14 protein-coding genes are annotated in these 20,953 nt (G+C 44.2%); 8 read left to right on the top strand and 6 right to left on the bottom strand.

Going from position 1 to position 20,953, the window contains the following annotated elements; genetic code table 11:
* From GO495_RS31605 to GO495_RS31620, 4 genes are all read right to left on the bottom strand, one after another.
* Positions 1 to 3,315, bottom strand: coding sequence for a hypothetical protein (locus GO495_RS31605; protein ID WP_157303959.1), 3,315 nt, complete (start codon positions 3,313 to 3,315; stop codon positions 1 to 3).
* Positions 3,312 to 6,695, bottom strand: a complete 3,384-nt coding sequence (locus tag GO495_RS31610; RefSeq protein WP_157303960.1) for a DUF6603 domain-containing protein — start codon at positions 6,693 to 6,695, stop codon at positions 3,312 to 3,314. The genes GO495_RS31605 and GO495_RS31610 overlap by 4 nt, the downstream gene beginning before the upstream one ends.
* 14 nt (positions 6,696 to 6,709) lie before the next feature.
* Positions 6,710 to 8,764: a S8 family serine peptidase gene (locus GO495_RS31615; protein ID WP_157303961.1), complete on the bottom strand. Its 2,055-nt coding sequence runs from the start codon at positions 8,762 to 8,764 to the stop codon at positions 6,710 to 6,712.
* Between the two features lie 283 nt (positions 8,765 to 9,047).
* Positions 9,048 to 9,563 (bottom strand): alpha-ketoglutarate-dependent dioxygenase AlkB, encoded by a 516-nt coding sequence (locus GO495_RS31620; RefSeq protein ID WP_157303962.1) that lies wholly within the window; start codon positions 9,561 to 9,563, stop codon positions 9,048 to 9,050.
* Between the two features lie 76 nt (positions 9,564 to 9,639).
* Between GO495_RS31620 and GO495_RS31625 the strand changes: the two genes are divergently transcribed.
* Positions 9,640 to 10,371 (top strand): proline and serine-rich protein 1 family protein, encoded by a 732-nt coding sequence (locus tag GO495_RS31625; RefSeq protein ID WP_157303963.1) that lies wholly within the window; start codon positions 9,640 to 9,642, stop codon positions 10,369 to 10,371.
* Between the two features lie 87 nt (positions 10,372 to 10,458).
* Here the strand turns inward: GO495_RS31625 and GO495_RS31630 are convergent, their stop codons facing one another.
* On the bottom strand, positions 10,459 to 10,656 hold the full coding sequence (locus GO495_RS31630; RefSeq protein ID WP_157303964.1) for a hypothetical protein: 198 nt from the start codon (positions 10,654 to 10,656) through the stop codon (positions 10,459 to 10,461).
* 188 nt (positions 10,657 to 10,844) lie between these two features.
* On the opposite strand from GO495_RS31630, the gene GO495_RS31635 reads away from it, so the two are divergent.
* The 5 genes from GO495_RS31635 (at position 10,845) to GO495_RS31655 (ending at position 16,830) form a co-directional block, all read left to right on the top strand.
* Positions 10,845 to 13,049 (top strand): hypothetical protein, encoded by a 2,205-nt coding sequence (locus GO495_RS31635; protein ID WP_157303965.1) that lies wholly within the window; start codon positions 10,845 to 10,847, stop codon positions 13,047 to 13,049.
* A gap of 101 nt (positions 13,050 to 13,150) precedes the next feature.
* Positions 13,151 to 13,966 (top strand): endo alpha-1,4 polygalactosaminidase, encoded by an 816-nt coding sequence (locus GO495_RS31640; protein ID WP_157303966.1) that lies wholly within the window; start codon positions 13,151 to 13,153, stop codon positions 13,964 to 13,966.
* Between the two features lie 382 nt (positions 13,967 to 14,348).
* Complete coding sequence (locus GO495_RS31645) at positions 14,349 to 15,287, top strand: pentapeptide repeat-containing protein (RefSeq protein ID WP_157303967.1); 939 nt, start codon at positions 14,349 to 14,351, stop codon at positions 15,285 to 15,287.
* Between the two features lie 12 nt (positions 15,288 to 15,299).
* Positions 15,300 to 16,061, top strand: coding sequence for an ABC transporter ATP-binding protein (locus tag GO495_RS31650; RefSeq protein ID WP_157303968.1), 762 nt, complete (start codon positions 15,300 to 15,302; stop codon positions 16,059 to 16,061).
* 1 nt (position 16,062) lies between these two features.
* A complete protein-coding gene (locus GO495_RS31655) occupies positions 16,063 to 16,830 on the top strand; it encodes an ABC transporter permease (protein WP_157303969.1) in 768 nt (255 codons plus the stop codon).
* Between the two features lie 97 nt (positions 16,831 to 16,927).
* On the opposite strand, the gene GO495_RS31660 is transcribed toward GO495_RS31655, so the two are convergent.
* Complete coding sequence (locus GO495_RS31660) at positions 16,928 to 18,544, bottom strand: hypothetical protein (protein ID WP_157303970.1); 1,617 nt, start codon at positions 18,542 to 18,544, stop codon at positions 16,928 to 16,930.
* A 106-nt stretch (positions 18,545 to 18,650) separates the two neighbouring features.
* Here GO495_RS31660 and GO495_RS31665 point away from each other — a divergent pair, with 106 nt between their 5' ends.
* Together GO495_RS31665 and GO495_RS31670 are read left to right on the top strand one after the other, a co-directional pair.
* Positions 18,651 to 18,926, top strand: a complete 276-nt coding sequence (locus GO495_RS31665) for a DoxX family protein (RefSeq protein WP_157303971.1) — start codon at positions 18,651 to 18,653, stop codon at positions 18,924 to 18,926.
* A 154-nt stretch (positions 18,927 to 19,080) separates the two neighbouring features.
* Entirely contained in the window at positions 19,081 to 20,952 is a 1,872-nt protein-coding gene (locus tag GO495_RS31670; protein WP_157303972.1) for a TIGR02556 family CRISPR-associated protein, read from the top strand.
* Position 20,953 lies beyond the last annotated feature (1 nt).

Below are 20,953 nucleotides of genomic sequence, written 5' to 3' on the forward strand. Positions count from 1 at the left end.
TTAAGGTTTGGGAAGCATTTCAGATGCATGTACTGCCACCAGTACCGGCGCCTGATAAAGAATGTAAGCCACTTCTGCCGCGTTCATATCCTTGTTCCAGGAAACGAAGTTGTCATCTGCACGCTGCTCTGTTTTTTCATTGTCCGTGACATCGAGCGGACTTAAAGTGATCGTAGGCGTAGCATCTGTTATCTGCATAAAAGAACCGGCCGCTCCACCAGGTAATACATCCTGCCAGGACAAATCATTCCATACATTAGGTGTGGTATCTTTATCTATATCTAATCCAAAACGTGGTTCACCCGGACGTTCCTTGATACAGAAGAACCATCCCGCATTATTCAGGTCCGCATTCGTTTCTCCTGTACCACCTCTTGCTTTCAATGCAGTCAGATCAAAGCCGAAGAAATAAATATCGGGATCTACCTTAGCTTCGTACAATGGTGTTTTAACGATTGTACGCGGTGGATTATCTTCCTGTGCCGGCGTGAGTGTTACCAGCTCTCTTTCCACTTGATTATTGATGGTGCCATCATCATTCAGCTGCCATTTAGCCTGATGTGCATAGATCACGGCATTGGGGTATTTCTTCAGTAATTCCCCACGGATCACCAGTACCAGTTCTTCCTCTTTATCACCATATGCTTCGCGGTTATCATGATCTTTCAGTTTGGAATGTTTAGACCAGGTATGTATCGGGGTAATATCCCTTAATCTTTCTTTCAATGCAACAGGGTCTGTTACACTGCCATCAAAGAAACTGCTCACATCCCAGAACTGCCGGAAATAACTGCCCCGCTGGTCTGTAGGATATTCTCTCCAGAATAACTCTCTTGAAAATTCATGGTTCAGTCCTACCATGTAAGCCTCTATGAATTTCTGATTTGTTTCCAGTAAGGAGATCGTGTTTTCACTGATGAAATTGATATTGGGAACGAATAATTCTGAGGATATTTTCGCCAGTGGTTTATACATGGGAATATCTATTTCAGGATAAGCCCATACTTCTGTAAACTCTTCTGCCAGCAGTACTCGTATCCTTTCAGGTATCAGCACGCTGCTGTATATCAGGCGGGGAATAGTTAATACGGGATTAATGCCTTTAAACGTCACATCTACAACAGCAGGTAAATCAATTTTAGGTCTTTCTGTTATCTGTCCGCTTTGTTTTGTCACTTCCAGCATATTCAAAGCATCTTTCAATGCACTCTTATACTGTACGGCTTCTTTGCTGTCCGTAGGGCCTTTGGAAGGTCTAAACTGATCACTGGGTTTGCTCAGTACGAAATCCGGACTGGTAGGCAATGCATCCACCGAAGAAGGTGTCTGATCTGTCAATGCTTCCGTAGCATCCTGTTGTTTCTTCCATTTGCCCGTAAGAAGGAAGAAGGCTATCAGCAATGCGACCAATACACCCAGTATGGGTATAAAGAACGCCAGGATGATAAACAACAATGCCAGTAATAAAGCAGCAATCCTTATCCAGGGAGCAGTCTTTAATGCAGACAGCAATAACGGTGGTACGTCTTTAGGCCCTAATGCATCTGCCAGTTGTTGAGGAGTAGGTAAGGTGGCCGGGATCACTTTAGGCGGCGCTATCACTACGGCAGCATCGTTTATACGCTGTGCCAGATTGGTAGGTGTCACAGTTGCCGTAAAGGAAAGTCTTTTCATCACTCTTCCACCCGGGCGCATAATTTTACGCATCGGAGAGGATATGACGGACGATGTTACACGGCTTTGATTCACCTGGTAGTATACCGTCATGTTGCTGTCAAGTACTCTTTTCTGTACAGGAGCCAGCAGTTGTAATGACCGGTCATCTGCATTTTGCACCAGCGGGGCAAATTGTTTCTGGTACCAGCTCCAGGAAGCCGCTTTAGCCAGTTGTGCCAATCGCATTTTACGGTTTGCTTCCAGCACATCCCCTACCTGTTTCCAGGCAGCGCTCATATAATCCTCCTGGTTATCCTGTATAACTTTGGTACCATACCCGGCGGCTACACGAAAACGTGGATCGAGGTTGAGCTGATGTACCCAGTTCTCATTATCGGCATCGCCGCTCTTCAGCAAACGGTTCACCAATGCATGCCAGCGGCCGTATAACGGCGCTGTAATGAGAGGGTCACAGTCCGATTGAATAGCAGGGTCCAGTGAAGTAGCACTGTTGGCAGTAGCGGCCGCAGTAGTGCTGTAATCGTCTGCCAGGTTGATAAACGCGGCAAGGTCCTGCTGAAATGCTACCGGGTAAGCAGGATGCTGGTCCCACTCCTCATATTTCGTTACCTCATCTTTATCCGGTTGAGTCATTGTATCAAATGGCACCTGTAAAGCACCACCCAGTTTGAGAATCCCTCCCGGTGCAGGAGTTACGATCCCCCGCAGGTTACTGCCGGGGTCCTGTACGTCCATATCTTTACGGCCTACTTTTTTATCTACCGGTCTGGGTTGCAGCAGTCTTACCAGGTATTCAAAATCCCCTACAGATCCTGTTCTGAAATACCAGCGGTGATAATACGGGAAGCTGGCTGGTTCATCCTTTCCGGTATAATCGGCCCAGGCAGAAAGAGTAGCATGCACAGGAGCAGGTATGTCTGCGGGGTTCATGCTCTTGCCCAATCCGGCTAACCTGCCTGTTTCAAATGAAGGAATAAGAAACGCATGATAGGCTGTATTTTCTTCCAGTTTGATAGGGCACATGATACGGCTGCTGGCGATATCAGGATTACTCCCCACCTTCTGTGTGAAATTATTCAGTATCTGGTCTTTATTGGCTGGTAAACCTGATATCTCTGTCATCAGGCTATCACTTACATGTACGTGCGACCAGGCCCATAATTGTTCTGCGGGCGGGAACTTCGTAGCCGCATTATCTACGGTGATAAACGACAGCGGTTTTCCCTGTATATTCTTTCCCTCTTCAAAATCCCCTTCTTTTATAATTACCAGCGCTATCCAGGGACGTAGTCTGTCGCGCGTAGTATCCGGAGCAGCGGGGGTATATCTCCAGGGGAAATCTTCATCGTAAAACTCAATATAAGGCAGGTAATTCGGCTCAAAATTAGTGATCCAGTTATGTGGTTCATTTTTTACGATAGCCCTGGAATCGATCCCTATTATATCACCAGGGCCATACAACTGTATATCTTTGGAGATAGCCTCTGTAATAGCGCCTCCATCCCCGTCGATCTTCAACGCCACATTGATGGTAGCGCGAACCTTTACGGCAGGGTCCATATCGGCCGCAGTGATCTTGTTTGCAACGCCCTGCCGTAGCCAGGGGAGAAAAGTATATGTGGCTATAGTCTCGCTCATGCTGCGGTGTTTAATTCGTGTTGTGGAATAACATGTAATGTTTCCTGTAGGTTAGCGCTTTGTTGCTGCATATATTCCCTTGCCTGGGCTTCACTGGCAAAAGTGGCCACTGCTTTATTGTTCATCACACTGGCTACAGCGTAACCGCCCTGTACCACCTGTACTTTCTCATCAAAAGGCTGCAATTGTTTGCTGCTCTTCATCGACAGCGAAGATTTTGCCACGGCATTTCCTTTGAGGAAATGATTGAACAGGGCACCACTGAAGAAGTTGAAGAAGCGGCGTAAGAAGCGTTTGTAATTGGTATCTATCACTATTAATTCATACCGTACGATGCGTTTCACTGCTTTACCACTAGCTACAGAATGACCTGCAACAGAGAGTTCCAGTCCGCCGTTTTCTTTTTCAAAAGACGGGCGGGATAATTTGGTAGCGTTATCCATGTCCTGGAACTGCGCCATGGCAAATGCTTCCTGTACATCATTCTTTTTATTCAGTCCTGTTGCGCTAACGGTAAATATCGTCGCATCGCTGGGTTTCTGTGTACCAACCTTATTGAGTGTTAATCCCAGTGGTACATAACGCTGGCTTACCTGTAATGTACCAACCGGATGTAATACCAGTTCGGCAGCAGCATCTATTGTACGCAATGATACCAGGATGTTATTACCGGCAGGTAATTGAGCCTTCCAGTTTACCAGCTTATCGAATTCGGCCTTCAGCAATGGCATAACAGCTATCGGAGGCAGTACTGTATTTTGTGTTTCACCCCATGTAAAGTCGAAGTCAACATCCACATCAAAGAACAGCAGGGAAATAGAACCTGTTCCTTTGGCCCTGTAAGGCGTAGGCCCTTCCAGCGACATTTCCACTCTTACGCTCAACAGTCCTATTCCGAATACTTTCACAGAAAGAGAAGCGGATAATGATATGATAAAATAAAAAGGCGAGAACTGGAATAATGCATCAAACGCAATATGTCCGTCTATGTTCAGCGCACTGAATCCGAAGTATAATTCAGCTCTTGCGCCAAACTGCACGGTATTGGACGTAACAGCAAAATAAGCCATCACACGTATCCTCCCCCAGTCCTCATTGAGAACATTGAGGGAGAGCCTTGCAGGAGAAGGGAATGGTAAAGGCGGAGGATTAAATGCAGGGTGGAAACCTCCTACACTCACCACGAAATTACCATCACTACCCCAGGCTACCAGTAAGCCCATTTCCCCTTCCAGTGTAATGAACAGGATACGGGAATCGTACAAACTGGCAAAGAACCAGAGCCTGCTTTTATCGAATTCTATTGCACCAATGAAATTGATCTGTAGTTTTAATATCGCAGCTTCGTCTGTTGGCAGCGCTATTTTTAAAATACCCAGGATAGCGATATTACCGGGGATCTCGATGATGATGCCTAATGATACCGTCACCAGCGCCGGTGTCCCCCATCCCAGTTTAGCCATAGGCCCTATCAGGAATTTCCCTTCTTCCACCGGGAAAAAGGTACGCAGGTCACTGATGATGCGCGGCGCGTTCTCTACGATGTTCGTAGGGAACATGATGCCGTTTACAGCACCGCTGCGCACACCTTCGGCCAGGGGTTGCAGGTTCATTCTCCTGTTGAGCCCCAGTAAGCCGCCTACGCCCAGTAATACAAAGCCGAAGCCCAGTTGTATACCGGTACCGAATTCCGCTGAAATGATGATGAGTAAAGAAAATCCCGGTGTACCATCCGGCATTTTAGTATTGATGATACCGATGGCTTTTAAGGAGACGATCTCACTGAATGTCAGTTCCAAAGCACCGGCATATTCGCCTTTATCATAATCCAGGAAGAGATATCCGCCTCCTTTCACTACACCGGCATCCACGGCCAGTCCCACCCCGTTAGGTGGTTTAAAGCCCGGCGTTACATTAAACATCCCGAACTTATCACTGTTACTATCTGAGAAGGAGAAGTCTATCTTAGCACCTATACGCTCCACAGCCGCCGATAAAGGGCCCAGCATGGCCTTAAATCCTGCGGAGGCTTCCAGGGACAGCGTACCATCTGTCAGTATCTTTAAAGCCAGGTAAATGGTATCTATTTCCAACGGACCTAACTGCTTATGTATAGGCAGCGCGATTTCTATACCACCACTGGCTTTTACACGTAGTCCTTTACTGGCCAGCCATTCCAGTCCGAGGTCGAAATTGCCTTCTATATCTGCGCTGGCCAGCAGTTTTGCAATGAAGCCATCGCCATCTGCAGAACCAATGCGCAGGGTAGCGCCTGTGATTTCCGCAAAGATCATCGGTTCTACGATAGCAGCGTGTTTCCCGATATCCCAGCTGGCAGATAATCCTACACCTGCTGCTACATTGGTAGCAGAGAGATTGATCAGTCCATTGTTGCCGATGATATCAAAGGGTCTGGCAGATTCGTTACGGTCGAGGAAGAGTTTTATATCACCGGATACATCTGCGCCGGGAGGTGTCAGTTCAAAGTTCAGTGGTGGAGCCACCTTTAATGCAATCTGGCCATCCAGACCAAAGTGAGCGGAGAAACCTATGCCCCATTGATCATTGAGGTTTATCCTGGCGCCAACGCTTTCTGTAAAGGATAGTTTAAATTCGAATTGCAATCCGCCGGAGAGTCGTCGCACCCGGAAATTCCCATATTGAAAATAAGGATCTCCATCTACCACGCCTACAACTACTGCATCTTCTGCGTCAAAGAAATCTAACAGTGTATTAAAGCTGTTGGTAGGATCAAAGGATGGATCTCCCCATTTCACATAATCTTTGAAATGCTTAGCGGGATCATTGATCAACCCCTTAATCCTTTCCAGGTACAATCCCTTTTTCACATAGGCGTTACTCAGGTTATTGCCTGTATCTGCGGGGGTGAACTGCCATTCGGCCAGACCTAATATTTTCAGTCCGAACATCACCTGTGGCACAGACCCTTCAATAGCAGAGATGATAATACCATCGGCGATCTTTTTCCCCAGTATAGCTATCAGTGCAGTAGCAGCTGCGCGGTCATTGCTATCAGGGATAGTACCGGCATTAATACTCCCCGAAACAGCAGATACCAGGTTACCAATAGCAGAGAAATAAGCCACGAGATTTTGTCCCAGATCAAATATGGCTTTAATGATAGCAGCCGTATCATCAGCCGCCACGGCAGTTTCCAGGTCAGTAGCCGCCTTGGTGAGCGCGTTTGCTGCAAACGATCCCTGTTTCTGCGCACTGGTCACCGCGGATGTCTGTAACACGGCATCGGGTAATTTCAGTCCCAGTGATTGGGTGCTGAAATCATCAAAGAAGGAAGCGCCGCCACCCAGGGCTTTAGCCAGGGAAGTAGCGATGCGTACGATAGTATCTTTTCCTGCCATAATTGAATGCTTTCTTAGGGTACAATAATGCTCCATCCATGATTTGCATCTACCTTACCGCTGCCGGCTATACTGGCAGATACCAGCGGAGTAGCCGGCAGCGTACCTGCACTTGTTTGCGGACATGTCTCTGTTGCAGGGAATGTCTGCGGACGGGCGCGCGCAGTAGACTGTAAAGCGGTTTTGATCTCGGCCACTGTCTGGGTAGACTTCTTTTGCAGCATCAGCGCCACTACGCCTGCAATATGCGGAGACGCCATACTGGTACCGCCTTTTTGAGTATACCCGCCCAGTATATCACGTATGGCAAAGAATACAGAACCCATAGGCTCCGCTGTTGTATGATAACTTTTGGCAGACCAGATCTTTACACCGGGCGCTGACAGTTCTGGCTTGGCTGCCAGTACTCCGGAGCCGGAGTAATCCACTAATGGCCCCTGTGAAGAAAAGCAGGCCATATGACCATCTGCATCATCATAAGCACCTACAGTCACTACACTGGGTGTATGTGCCGGCCCACTGATCGTATTGGCATCCGTCACATTTACTCCGGCGGGAATCGCCGCATCCGGAGCCAGCTTTATCTGATATCCTCTGGCTTGTCTGCACCATAAGTGGATAACAGCGCCCGCAGGACCGGTAAGTTTAACCGTATAACGGCCATTCCGATGGATAAGTCCATTAGGAAAGATCGTAACAGAAATGTGCTTGCGCGACAATGGACTCGCATTACGTGTAACATTTGTCGTTGTATGACTGATTGAAAACTCCTTGTTTGCAGCACTAGGATGATTGAATAAAGCAGCTCCCACTGCCACTCCGGGACTGGGATGAAAAGCAGCATCCGGAGGAGGTTGCTTCATCCCGATGGTTACACCTGCCACACTATTATTGTACCACAAATCAAGTCCCAACGGTAAGGTATTCTCCACCGTGGCGCAGGTATTAAAATCGCTTCTGGAGCTACGGGGATCATCTAAATCAAAGGGTATTTCTATAGCCCCCCCCGCAGGTATTGTAATAATAGCATGTTGTCTGTGCCTGGCGCTGTTGCCTGCAGCAAACACACAGATCTTACCGGTAGCTGCGGCAAATGTAGATTCCAGGAATATCTCCTGCCCATCTATACCATCTTCCACCAGACCATCATGTGGCCCTGTATCACGGCCAAAACTGCAATTAATCACTACCGGTCTGGCACCTGCAACATTCAGAATATAAGAAACAGCATCTTTAAAACGCTTTACCTGATTAACACCTGGATCAATCTCCGGGTAAAGCATCTTTACAATTACCAGCGTTGCTTTCGGTGCTACACCTGTAAATACAAAGCGGGGATCTGTTGAAAAGTTCTTCTGCTTACCGTTACCCGCAGCAATGCCTGCTACATGTGTACCATGACTGTTACAGTCTCTTGTACGCACATTGAAAGTAGCCGGCGTAGCCAGCGCTCCGTTAATATTGCCTTCTGTATATTCAACACCATAAGTAGGACCTGCAGATAATAATCCCACAGCTGGAGAACTTTCTCCGGCTACAGGTACTAACCCCTGGTCCCAGATCCTGAAGATCCTGGTATCTGTAGAATTCTCTTTCTGAAAAGATTCATGCCTGTAATCAATACCGGTATCTATAATACCTATCACTACTCCCTCACCTGTCATTCCGGTAAATACACCGGTAGATGGTACTACAGACCATATACAACCGGTACCCGCCGTAGTTCCTCTTGCCAGTATTTCCAGCGTACTGGTATCTATATTGGGGTGCATTTCATGTCCGTACACCAGCTTTATGACATCAGGATGAGCCGACAAATCTCCCAGTTGTTCATACATCACATGACCATTTGCCACACCTTCCCTTTCAACAGAAGCCGTTTTAAACCCTGCAGCTTCAATCGCCTGCAGGCTCCCTTTGTATTGCAGCGTAAGGAAAATTTCTTCCGGGTTATTTTTTAAAGCAGTATGCAGATATTGTCCGGGAGTAACGGGCGTGGATTTAAGTGCCAGATAAGTACTGTAGATATCGGCAAGTTCATTATCGAACTTTGACCAGACAGGTTCCATCGTTTATTTTTTAAGGTCTTAAACAATAAAGGAATCCTTCACCGGAAGATCCTTCCGGCAGTAAAGAGCTGTGATAATAAAAAAACAATGTTGTACTATGTATTCATAGCCGAATCATTCAATGGGCGTTATTCCTTTGGGGTAAATGTTTATTGATTCTTACATTCTGCTGGTGGACCTTTTGGGGGGCTCGTTCTTTGGGGTATTTACTTTCGATTATCAGGTTTTGCGTACTATATGAAAAGTAAATTAATTCAAATATCTGATATAATCAATAAATTTGTTACAATTTCATTTTCCGGAAGGTAAGGCTCATCCTCCCTTCATTGGTATCTGCAGCAGGGATGGAATGCTGCCATACATGCTGTACTTCCTGTGTCATATAGATCAATGATCCGGAAGGTAATTCAAAATCCACCACTTCATTTCTATCCTGTATATTTCTGAACCTGAGCGTTCTTGTTTCTCCTACAGATAAAATCGCAATGCCTGTATTATCTTCTAATATATCAATCTGATCTGAATGAAATCCCATTTTTGAACTTCCGTCCAGGTAATAATTAATCAGACAGTTATTGGGCTCAAAACCCAGTTCGTCGTCAATCCTGTTCAGGATATTGATCAACTCCGGAATGAATGGCGTATCAGGATAATGGATCTGGGAATAGTTATAGGCAACGCCAAAACTAGCCGTTCTTCGTGCAGCCATCCGGGTATCCCATATCACATTATCTCTCAATAATCTGAAAAGGTCTTCCGGTGAGCTGATAAATTCATCTATATACCTGATTCCATGCATTTGCGCAAAATAACAATAAATCAGGTAAAAGGACTACTTTAGCATATAAATTTTATTTAATACCTAAACCTATACCATGAAAGTTAGTTATGTCCCCTTGCTATGCCTTTTTCTGACTATTTCTATGGCCGTGCAGGCACAGAGTAAATTAAGTATTACGATGGTTGGCAACGGCGCTATTCGTGCCGTAATCGATGACAGGAATTATATTTGTCAGGATAATTCACTGACCATAGAAGATCTGGCTCCTGGTTATCATTCTGTAAAATTGTTCCTCGTAAGAAAAGAGAGATGGAATAATGCCGCTTATGGACAACAGGTGTATAATGCTAATCTGCTGATAAAATCTCAGTATTATACAGATATTGTAGTGAACAGGTTTGGTAAGACACTGGTAGATGAACAGCCTTTAACCAGAGGGGATTATTATGATAATATGGATCGGGGGAATGGCGGAAAGGATTGGAATAATCATGATAACCGCCCCGGGCAGGGGTACAATAACCCACGCGCGCCACAGCAGATGTCTGATGACGCTTTTGCTATGGCCAGAGAAGCTATCCGCAAAGAGAGCTTTGATAATACCCGTATGACAGTAGCACAGCAGATTGCGGATAATAATTATTTTACTACAGCGCAGGTAAAAGAACTCGTTAAACTATTCGCTTTTGAAGATCGTAAACTGGACTTTGCTAAATATGCTTACGCCAGAACATTAGACAGGAATAATTATTTCACGATTAACGAAGTGTTCAGTTTTTCCAGGACTAAAGAAGATCTGGCAGATTATATAAAGAACTTCAGATAAATAAAAAGATCAGCTTAAAGCCCGGTTAGGAGTTGCCTGTTTCTACAAACAAGCTAATCCTAACCGGGCTATGATATTGAGCGCGCATTACTCTCTTCTTGTAAAACCACCCACCTGTTTTTTCTCTGCCGGTTGTTTATATATAATAGTAAACAATATAGAAGCCCCATGAGACTGATCCGTTGATACGATCTCTATTCCTTCGTTGGCAGCAAAGAAAGTATCCAGCTTCTCTGTAAGTTCTGCCGCGTTCCCTGCTTCTGCCACATATGTTTTGTAAATCATGTTAATTGTTTTGTCTAAAGTGCAGGATTTCACGTAGAAAAACAAAAATCATTTGTAAGAAAACGTATAAATACGTAATAGATGAAGTATTTATACCCTACCCTTTCATTTATATCCCGCCTAAATTTGTGTCCATTACCCCAAATCATAATTCCATTTTATTATCAGTTACCTCCAAAAAAAAAATTATGGAAAGTTTAAAAATTCCCGATCAGTCTCCGGAACAATTATCACAACTCCTCTTCAACCGGCAGACCTTCCTGTTGAACAAAGTATTTTCACAGGACATTCAGATTAACAGTATCAGCTACTGGGAAGAAATTACCTGTGTAGGTTACAATCCCGAAAAAGGCAAGCTGGAAGCGATTGTCAGTATCAAGCAGTCTACCGGTTACAGTGGCGGACTTTGCTCTAACGGCTCCAGGGAATACGTGCGTTTCTTTGTTGATTTCAAAGATGGCAGCGGATTCCAGGATATGGGTTATTCCAGCTTTAAAGTAGCCGATATTTCAGAGGCGCCTCCCGGTCCTCAGCATCCACTCAAATACATGACCCACTTATTCATCAATGATGAAAAGTACCGTAAATTCCTGGACTGCCAGACAGCGGTAATTCCAACTGTACGTGCAGTATTATCATGGAATACGATCCCTTCTTCCAACCCGAATGCTGCTCCATATTATGGTAATGTAAAAGATGTGAACATCCAGCTGAAGCGCAGGAGTTTCATCCTCTGGGGCGATATCTTTACAGCTTTGAATGTAAAAGAGAAACCGGATTTCCTGGCGAATATCGATCTTAAAGAACAGGTACATATTCCAGTTCCACCGTTGCCGCCAATAGAGACCTATTATAAAGCGTACAAACGTGCGGGTGTTCCGGATCACCGTACCTTCTTTTCTTCCATTGCGCCCGCTATTGCCAACGGTACTAAATTTGTACAGGCCGCCAGTTATAACCTCTATGACATCCAAAAGCTAAAAATTGATTTTAAGGCGGCTGCAGAGTTCATCCTGAAACCTGTTGACCAGGCAGATGTAACTTTCGAAGAACTGCAATGTGTAGGCTTAAATACCGCATTAGATACGCTCGGCGCTGTTGTGAAGATCAAGAAGAATAGCGGTTTCAGCGGAGATCTTTGTCATGCCGGTTCACAGGAACATGTAGCTTTCTGGGCCGACTGGGACAATAACGGTACATTCGATCAATACCTGGGTACTTCCAGCATTACGGTACATGATATCAGCAATATTCCGGCTGATGGTCTCTGTTATAATATAGACCTGCCCATTGACCTGAAAGGACATATTAAGAGCTGTACCCAGCCAAACATTATCCGTATACGTGCGGTGTTGTCATGGCAGTCGCTTCCATCTACGACCAACCCCAACCTGCTCAATACCTGGGGTAACCGTAAAGATGCGGTAGTACAGATCCGTCCGAGCCAGTCGCCTCACGTAGACGCTGAACTGACATTCGTAGGGGGTGTGGACCGCGATTTAATCAGTGCCAGTACCTTCCTCGTTAACTCCGACCTGACCAACCCAACATCCTACAACAACCGTCCTTACGGTGGCTGGGTGAGCTTCAATGGTCTCATTGACCGCAACGGTTTTAATGGTATCATTAAATACAAGATCGAATACAAGAAATACGGTGCATCAGACAGCACTTATGCTTCCGTTTCCAATACGGAAAGCTTTCCGATGATCGATTTCACACCTAATCCGAACCTCGAATTCACCGATACACAATCTGCTGTTGGCGGCTGGTACATTTATAAAGCGAATCCTGCTATCGGCCTTTATAATGAAACCAACTACCTCGCCGGCTGGAGTACGGACGGGTTGGACGATGGTACTTACACTATCCGTTTTACGCATACAGATGCAAATGGCAATGAAATAGTGAAGGATGTTTTCTCCCTCATTATCTGTAACGTACACATGACCATCAACCCACTCGCCACAGCGACTGTCGATTTTACCAAAACACTCGACCTGGTAATTGATGGCGGAGATTGTCATTGTTATGATAAAACGCCTTCCAATAATATCATCAATGGTCATTTACGGGCAGTACATCCGTATTTTGCATCATGGGGACTTGATCTGCAACCTACTTCTCATACACATGGGATTGTGCCCAATCCGGTGAGCCGTTATTACGATGCATTGCCCAATGCAGGCGATATAGGCAACCTTGGCAATAACGCCGATGATGGTGACGCTAATGCAGTATGGAGCCTGAATGTTTCCGGTTTGGATAATTGCGGGTACACCGTAAGTCTATATGCACATTCACGTGTTATCAGGGACAGTTCTACCCTGTTCCCATGGTATGGTGTAAAGGCAGTAGGATTTTCAGTAACGGATGTTTGTCCGAATAAGTAGTGGTTTTTTTTAGTTAGTAGCCCCGGCGTAATTGCCGGGGTTACTTTTTTTATATCTTTGCCCCGACATATCTTATAAAAACCTGAGTTACTTATTTTGTTATGAAACCTATGCATTTTATTGCTGGTCTTATTATCTTATCCGGCTGTAGCAAAACATCTTCTGTCCCTGATCCTGAAAGGAATGCTGCTACCTGGTGGCAACCTGTTGCCGGTGTCACCTTCGACTGGGACCTGAGCAACATTTCGTCCACAGACACTTTCTCTACAGACGTTGTAGATGTCGACGCTTTTGAAACTTCCAAAGCTACGGTTGATGCCTTACATGCTAAAGGCAGGAAAGTCATTGCTTACGTCTCCGTAGGTACACTTGAAAACTACCGTCCGGATAGTGCGCTTCTTCCGCCGTCTGTCATTGGTAAAATCTATCCCGAATGGCCGGATGAAAGGTGGCTGGATATCCGCAAGTTAGATAGCATGAAACCATGGCTGATATCCCGTTTCACTATGATCCGGCAGAAAGGCTTTGATGCTATTGAACCGGATAACCTGGACGCTTACGGGAACGAAACCGGCTTCGACATTTCTATTACAGACACCAAAGCCTTCTGTACTTACATTATTACGCTAGCACATTCTATGGGCCTTGGCATTGGCCAGAAGAACGTCTCCGAACTTACCGGCGACTTCTCTTCTTCTTTCGACTGGGCGCTAACAGAAGATGCATTTGACCAGGGCTGGCAGGATGATATGCTGCCTTACATCGCGAAGAACAAACCTGTGTTCGTAACGGAATATACGGACAAAATGACGCAGACAAAGTTCCAGTCTACGGTGTGCCCTGCGGCGAAGACGAAGAAGTATAGTGCGGTGCTGAAGAAAAGGGATTTGAGTAAGTGGAGTTATTTTTGCCAGTAGGCGATAAATAAGGCGGTCAAAATATTGACCGCCTTATTTATTATCATAGTATCTGCCTTTACGATTCCGCTGTAGTCCAATTGAAAGGAGGTCGAACCCCTCCCTCTTGTCAATGGTTCCTTACTCGTCCGGGTAGTGATTGTTTCTACCGTAAGAGCCGGCCAGCTTTCCCCGAATCCTACTCTGGCTAACATGCGCTTTTTTTTTGCCAGGCCCTGCGACATGATACAATTTTTATAATTTGAATCCATATACTACTACAGGTTGTTAATAACAACAGTAAGTAGTGGAATCACAACTAAAAGGTTCGGCGTTTTTGCTGATTTTGGGAACGACCAGAATAACTTTGTAATGTCTAAAGAATAAAAAAAAGACAGTATATATGGATATTAAAATGATCGGCAGCAAAATTGCCAAAGTACGAAAGGAGAAAAATATGTCTCAATCGCAACTTGCCCAACTTCTGTTTATTAGCCCACAGGCTGTCGGGAAATGGGAACGCGGAGAATCCATTCCGGACATCGTCACAATTAACCAGCTCGCGGAAATTTTAGGTGTTGACCTTAACTATTTTTCAGAAAACTTCCAATCCACGTATGATGAAGCGGCTTTTAAGGCCATTGACGATAATGAGGACATTGAGCAAACGGACCAGGAAGTCGCCAACCCCTCGCGGGAGGAACGCCAGTTGCTGACGAACTTCAGCGGGAGCAGTCTCTCGGAAAGTGACTTCGCCGGTGTTACCGCACATAAAAGGAAATTTAATGGGAGTGCATTGCGCGGCTCCGACTTTTCGGGCGCGGACCTGACTGGCAGCTCATTTACCGCCAGCGACGTACATGAAGCCAATTTCGACGGAACGAACCTGACAGACTGTACCCTGTCTGCCAATGACCTTACAAATGCGAGCTTCAACAAGACCATCCTTATACGCACCACATTCAGTGCATCAGGACTTGCCGGGGCAACATTCACCGATGCAAAATTGATCGATGTAAAACTGGCCAAGACAGACCTTAGAAAAACGGTCTTTAAAAATTGTGTCTTTAACGGCGTGGATTTTAAGTATTCCGATCTGCGGGGACTATGCCTTGACGGACAGACCTTTATTGGCGTCAAGTTCGATAAGGCGGCGCTGAACGATGCCACGTTTAATGGCGCGACCCTCAAAAATGTATCTTTCCGTCCGACCTATGCCTTAACTAACAAATATTACCGTGCCATCAAAACTATCTGCTTTGACGGCGCGATGATGGATAAACTGACCTATGCCGAACTCAAAGGCCTGGGAGCCGAATTGTCAAAGGTTACATTTATCTAAAGAGCGAAGTATATGCAAAACAACTCCATTCAGGTGAAAGGGCTTCAAAAGTCCTACAAGCAGCTTAATGTGCTGAAAGGCGTGGATTTCGAGGTGGAAAAGGGCAGTATTTTCGCCCTGCTCGGTTCCAACGGCTCAGGCAAGACAACGATCGTTAAGATCCTCACCACACTGCTAAAACAAGACAGCGGGACCGCCGTCGTAAACGGACTCGATGTTTTGGCAAAACCCGCCAATGTGCGGCAGTCGATCAGTCTGACCGGGCAGTTTGCCGCCGTAGATGAGATATTGACCGGGCGTGAAAATTTGATCATGATCGCCAGGCTGCGGCACCTTAGTAATCCGCGTCAGGTTGCGGATGATCTGCTGAACCGCTTCGGGTTGACCGATGCCGCCCACCGCAGGGCATCAACTTATTCGGGTGGTATGCGCCGCCGACTTGACATCGCCATGAGCCTTGCTGGAAGATCGCCGATTATTTTCCTCGACGAGCCGACCACCGGACTTGATCCTGAGGCTCGTATCGAGGTTTGGAAAATGGTCAGGGAACTTGCTACTAACGGCACCACCGTATTCCTGACCACCCAGTATCTGGACGAAGCAGAGCAACTCGCAGATCAGATCGCCATTCTTCATGAGGGTAGGATCATTGTGAGTGGCACGCTCGCAGACCTGAAAAAGCTGTTCCCGCCCGCACAAGTAGAATATATTGAAAAACAGCCGACTTTGGAGGACATATTCCTTGCGATCATCGGCAAAAAAGAGAAAAATTAAAATGGAAACAATAAAGAATTATTTCTTCAGTGATATGGGAGTTATGCTTGGACGTTCCATGCGCCATATCTTTCGCAGCCTGGACACCATCATCACCGTTACTATCATGCCAATCGCGATGATGCTGTTATTCGTCTATGTGTTAGGCGGCGCCATTCAAACCGGCACGAGTAATTATGTGGATTACCTGTTGCCCGGCATACTGCTCATTGCCATTGCAAACAGTGTAGGCTATACGTCTTACCGCCTGTTTACTGATGTACAACGGGGAATATTTGAGCGTTTCAACTCCATGCCAATTGCACGTTCGGCCGCGCTCTGGGGACATGTGCTGACCTCTCTGGTTTCCAATGCGATTTCACTTGTCGTGATCATTCTGGTAGCGCTCCTCATGGGCTTCCGCTCACCGGCAGGAATATTGTCATGGCTTGCCGTGGCCGGTATACTCGCGCTGTTTTCGCTGACCCTGACCTGGATCGCCGCGATCGCCGGGTTGTCCGCAAAATCAGTGGATGGCGCCGGTGTAATTGCCTATCCAATTCACTTCCTGCCATTGATTAGCTCCGCATTTGTGCCCACCAGGACGATGCCATCGGGTGTTCGCGCCTTTGCCGAATATCAGCCGGTGACCCCGATAGTGGAGACTATCCGTGCACTACTTTCAAATCAACCTGTAGGTAATGAAATATGGATCGCTCTTGCATGGTGTGTCGGAATTAGCTGTATAGCTTACATCTTTGCGATGAGAGTATATAAAAAACGGGGGTAAGAGGTTGTTTTTGCTGAAGTGGTATAAAGATATGCCTCTCTCTTTGAGTGGGGCATATTTGTAATAAGCAGTAATGCTAATTAAACAAAACTATTCCTCATTTATCCTTCACAAGCGGGTTATTAGCAGCAGCAACACTTGCCATAATATTAATCATAGGATTTAGTTTTGACGAATCTATATCCAGGTCAAGTTCCCAGCCACTCTTACTCTTGATTCCCAGGGTATTCTTAAATTCCTGGCTGTCCTCGAAGTATTTATATAATAGCGCCAAGCTTCCCACTGAACCCAAATCAGCAGTTCCGGATGCACCCGGATAAGCATTCTTCATTGTTATGATATGCTGAGCAATTGCCCCTACCATTCTTCGTTGATAAGAAGTCCAGGTCTCCATATTCTCAATATCAAAGTCATCAACGACCTTTTTCTTAGGTGCTTTACTTTGCGGCGTCAGGGCTATAAAGTTACCTGAGGGTTTCTTCGAATCCACTTCAGCATATTCAGTAGCGGATTCTGCGTCAAACAGGCACCATAATAGTCCGCATGCATATGCTGGTGCGGAGAGCTTTACTCCTTGCGGAATAGCTTTGTCCTTTTCAAATTCCCATAATCTATCATTAATGTTAGACTCACCTTTCCCTTTATTATCTTTAGTTGCCACGGCAGTTAAAGGAACTGCATTTCTTGCTTCGAGGTACGCCATCACCAAATCCTGCAAATACCGCGTTCTATTTGTTTCAGCAATATCTACTATTGAAATAAGTTGTTTTAGTTTTTCGGAAGTCTTAGTATATAAATCTTCATACACCCCGAATAGGTATCCACTCCTGAGATGGCCTGGCAATGAAAAAAAATTAATCGCAAGTGCTTTCATTTTTTCAATAGCAGTAGTTGTTTTCATTCCAGGATGGATGGCCTGGGCTATTTCTGATGTAAACGCAACCCATGCTGTAAGATGCCCTCCGTGTTTCTCTCCGGACGTACCTTCTGGTCTTGCCGGAGGAATGATCACATGACTTATTATAGGGTCTGGATCAACCGCACCGTAGCCCTCTTGTGCAATCTTTATTGAAACTGCAAATTCTGATACAGGTTTTACGGCATTCGTTTTCTTTTCTGGTTCTTTTTCTGTTTTAGTGTCTTTTTTACTATCAGAGCTTTCTTTTTTGTCAGGGATCTTCTGTTCAGTTTTAGTGTCTTCTTCACTATCAGAGTTTTCTTCATCATTGCTATCCTCGTCCTCTTTATATTCCTTGCTTAAGGATTCTGTGTATTTACATAGTACTCCAAAAACACAGTGACTACCGGAACCGCTTATAACGGTATAGAGATATTTTTGATCCTCATCAATATAAATAGCTTTACCTTTTTTTATTTTGTATTTTTCCTGACAATTAAGATATAAATTTCTATTCTCTTTTTCAGGTAACTTTGTAAGGTCCTCCTCTTCTTCCTTTCCATCGGGAAGCACTATCCTATGACATTGTATTATTCCTTGTGTACTGTTATTAATTCTTTCCCCGGCATTGATTGGTTTTAATTGAAATGGTTTAATTGCCGGTACTCTTCCATCATAAATCTGAACAGGGTCATCCTTTGACACCTCTTGATATGGCTGAACCGCTGGCCTGGATATGCCCGAAGATCTGGGGCTAAATGAAGCGGTAGAGGAAGTAGGATTTACAGGTTCTGGATGTTTACTTTCAATTGGCATTGTAAGGGAACGGATGATGTTAATAATTGAAATATACTTATTTTAATTAAAACTATTACCGTATATTTATTGTCCTTTGTAGCTTTTTGTAAGTATTAACTTTCTAATGGCACCAGCTTTTAGTGCATACTTCGTTGCCTTTACTGAAGCAACCGGAGTCATATTTCTGATCCTGGGACTGGGTACGAGGATAATTGCTATCCCCCTTATGATTACTATGCTGGTAGCCATCAGGACCATCCATTGGGCTAACGGTTTCGAAGCAGGCAATAACGGATTTGAAATACCACTGTACTACCTGCTCATGCTGTTAGTATTGCTCATTTATGGAGCAGGGAGGTTCAGCCTTGACAGGATCATTGACAAAAAGTTAAAGAAATGAATGACCTAAATAACAAATCCTACGCCATTAACATCATATTAACTTTCTTCTGATTTCCAATGCATATCTTGCAAACGCTGATACCATCACATAGTCCTGTAGATATGTTATGATAAGGACTGTCTGTACCTAGTTAATATACCAAAGAAATCAGATGCAGGATAAAGCCATTGTACAAATAGGGAAAATAGCATTAAAAGAGATGGATGATAAAGAGCCCTACGAGCTTTTCATTCAAAATATGTTTCCTGATAAAGATAATTACAAAATGATACTACCCGTTTTTGAAATAGCTACAGGGGACGATTCCTGTAAGTGTGTTTATAAAAACGTAGATATACAAAATGTAAGTACTCAGAATTATCTAAAATATGCATACCGTAAGGGTTCAGCCCGTGGTGGGGATATCACATTTACTACCAAATTCGGAGACATAGAAAAGAAATTCCCTACGCTTGCAGGTAATCAATTCAAAGCACTTATTTCCCATTTTAAAGACAAAAGCGTTGAGGAATTCAAAATATTAAACGCCGTTTATCAGTTCCTATTGCTAAAAGAGAATTATGACCGTATCAAATCTGATCTTTCTGCTGTTTATGATACTATAGGCAAAGAAGACAAAAACACTTCCGGATTAAGCTTACTGTTTATAATAAACGGTGCAGAGAAATATCTGGCCGACTTTAAAATCATACAACAGATCATCTTAAACAATGGAACCGAAGAAAAGTCCGAAAAATATGGTGTTAAATCAGAAGGCGCAAGTGCCACATGCTCTATCTGTTTTCAGTCAGATAAAAAGGTACATGGATTTGCATCTCCTTTTAAGTATGCGACTGTAGACAAACCTGGAATGGTTAGCGGATTTTTCAAACAAGCTGATAACTGGAAAAACTATCCAATCTGTACTGACTGTAGCCTTGAATTTGAATTAGGCCGTACTTATATAACAAACAATCTAAGTAGCTATTTCTATGGAAAGGCATACTATATAATCCCGAAAACACTATTAAGTAAGGACACCACTAATCTGAAGAAGGCTGTATCCAGACTTAAAGATCTTTATAAGGATATTTCAAAAACAGGAGAAATCACGGGTAAAGAAGAACTACTTGAAAAAAAGATTGCTGAGGAGGAAGACTATTTCAATGTAAATCTTCTTTTTTACGAAGAAAATCCTACGACAAAGGCTATTAAGATAAAGTTATTGCTGGAAGAAATACTACCATCGCGCTTCAAAAAACTATTTGTAGATGCTCCAAAGGAAATAAATACAAATAGTTTATATAAAGAGGCAGTATCAAATAAAAAAGTAAAGTCTGATCTTACATTTAACCTCGGGGTTCTGAAAACATTCTTTGAGCATGACTTCTATGATCTCATCCATAAAGTATTTACGCTCCAAACATTCTCTACAGAATCCTTATATGGTCGATTCATGGCCGTTATTCGCAGCAACTACAACAGGATACAAACCGGTGATTATGCTGAATCAACCAGGCTTACTGTACTAAAAGCACATCTCACACTCTCCTATCTTAAACAACTAAAGCTAATCGATAATCATTCAAATTTTACGTTCATGGATACTATTGAACCACAGGAAAAGAAAGCAAGTTTTGATATAGAAAAACTAAACAGGTTTATAGCAGATAATAATAGTTTTCTGGATACAGAATACAAAATCGGTATTTTCTCGGTAGGCATATTAGTGCGACTACTATTAAATATTCAGAATGCAAGCCTGGGTAATACTCCTTTCGAAAAGAAATTAAAAGGCTATAATCTAAATTCCGCATTATTAAAAAGCATCTATAAAGAAGCATTGAGTAAGATATCTCAGTATCAGGGCTTTTATGCTTATTCAAACCTGCGCGAATTTATTGATCAGTATTTTATTCTAAATATTGAAGCAATCAATAAATTATCTAATAATGAATTATCCTTCTTTTTTGTAGCGGGCATTGAATTCGGTAGCCAGTTCAGAAATAAGGAAGTAAAAGAAGAAACACCAACTCTAAATTAAT

The sequence above is a fragment of the Chitinophaga oryziterrae genome, assembly GCF_009758125.1.
GTDB lineage: Bacteria > Bacteroidota > Bacteroidia > Chitinophagales > Chitinophagaceae > Chitinophaga > Chitinophaga oryziterrae.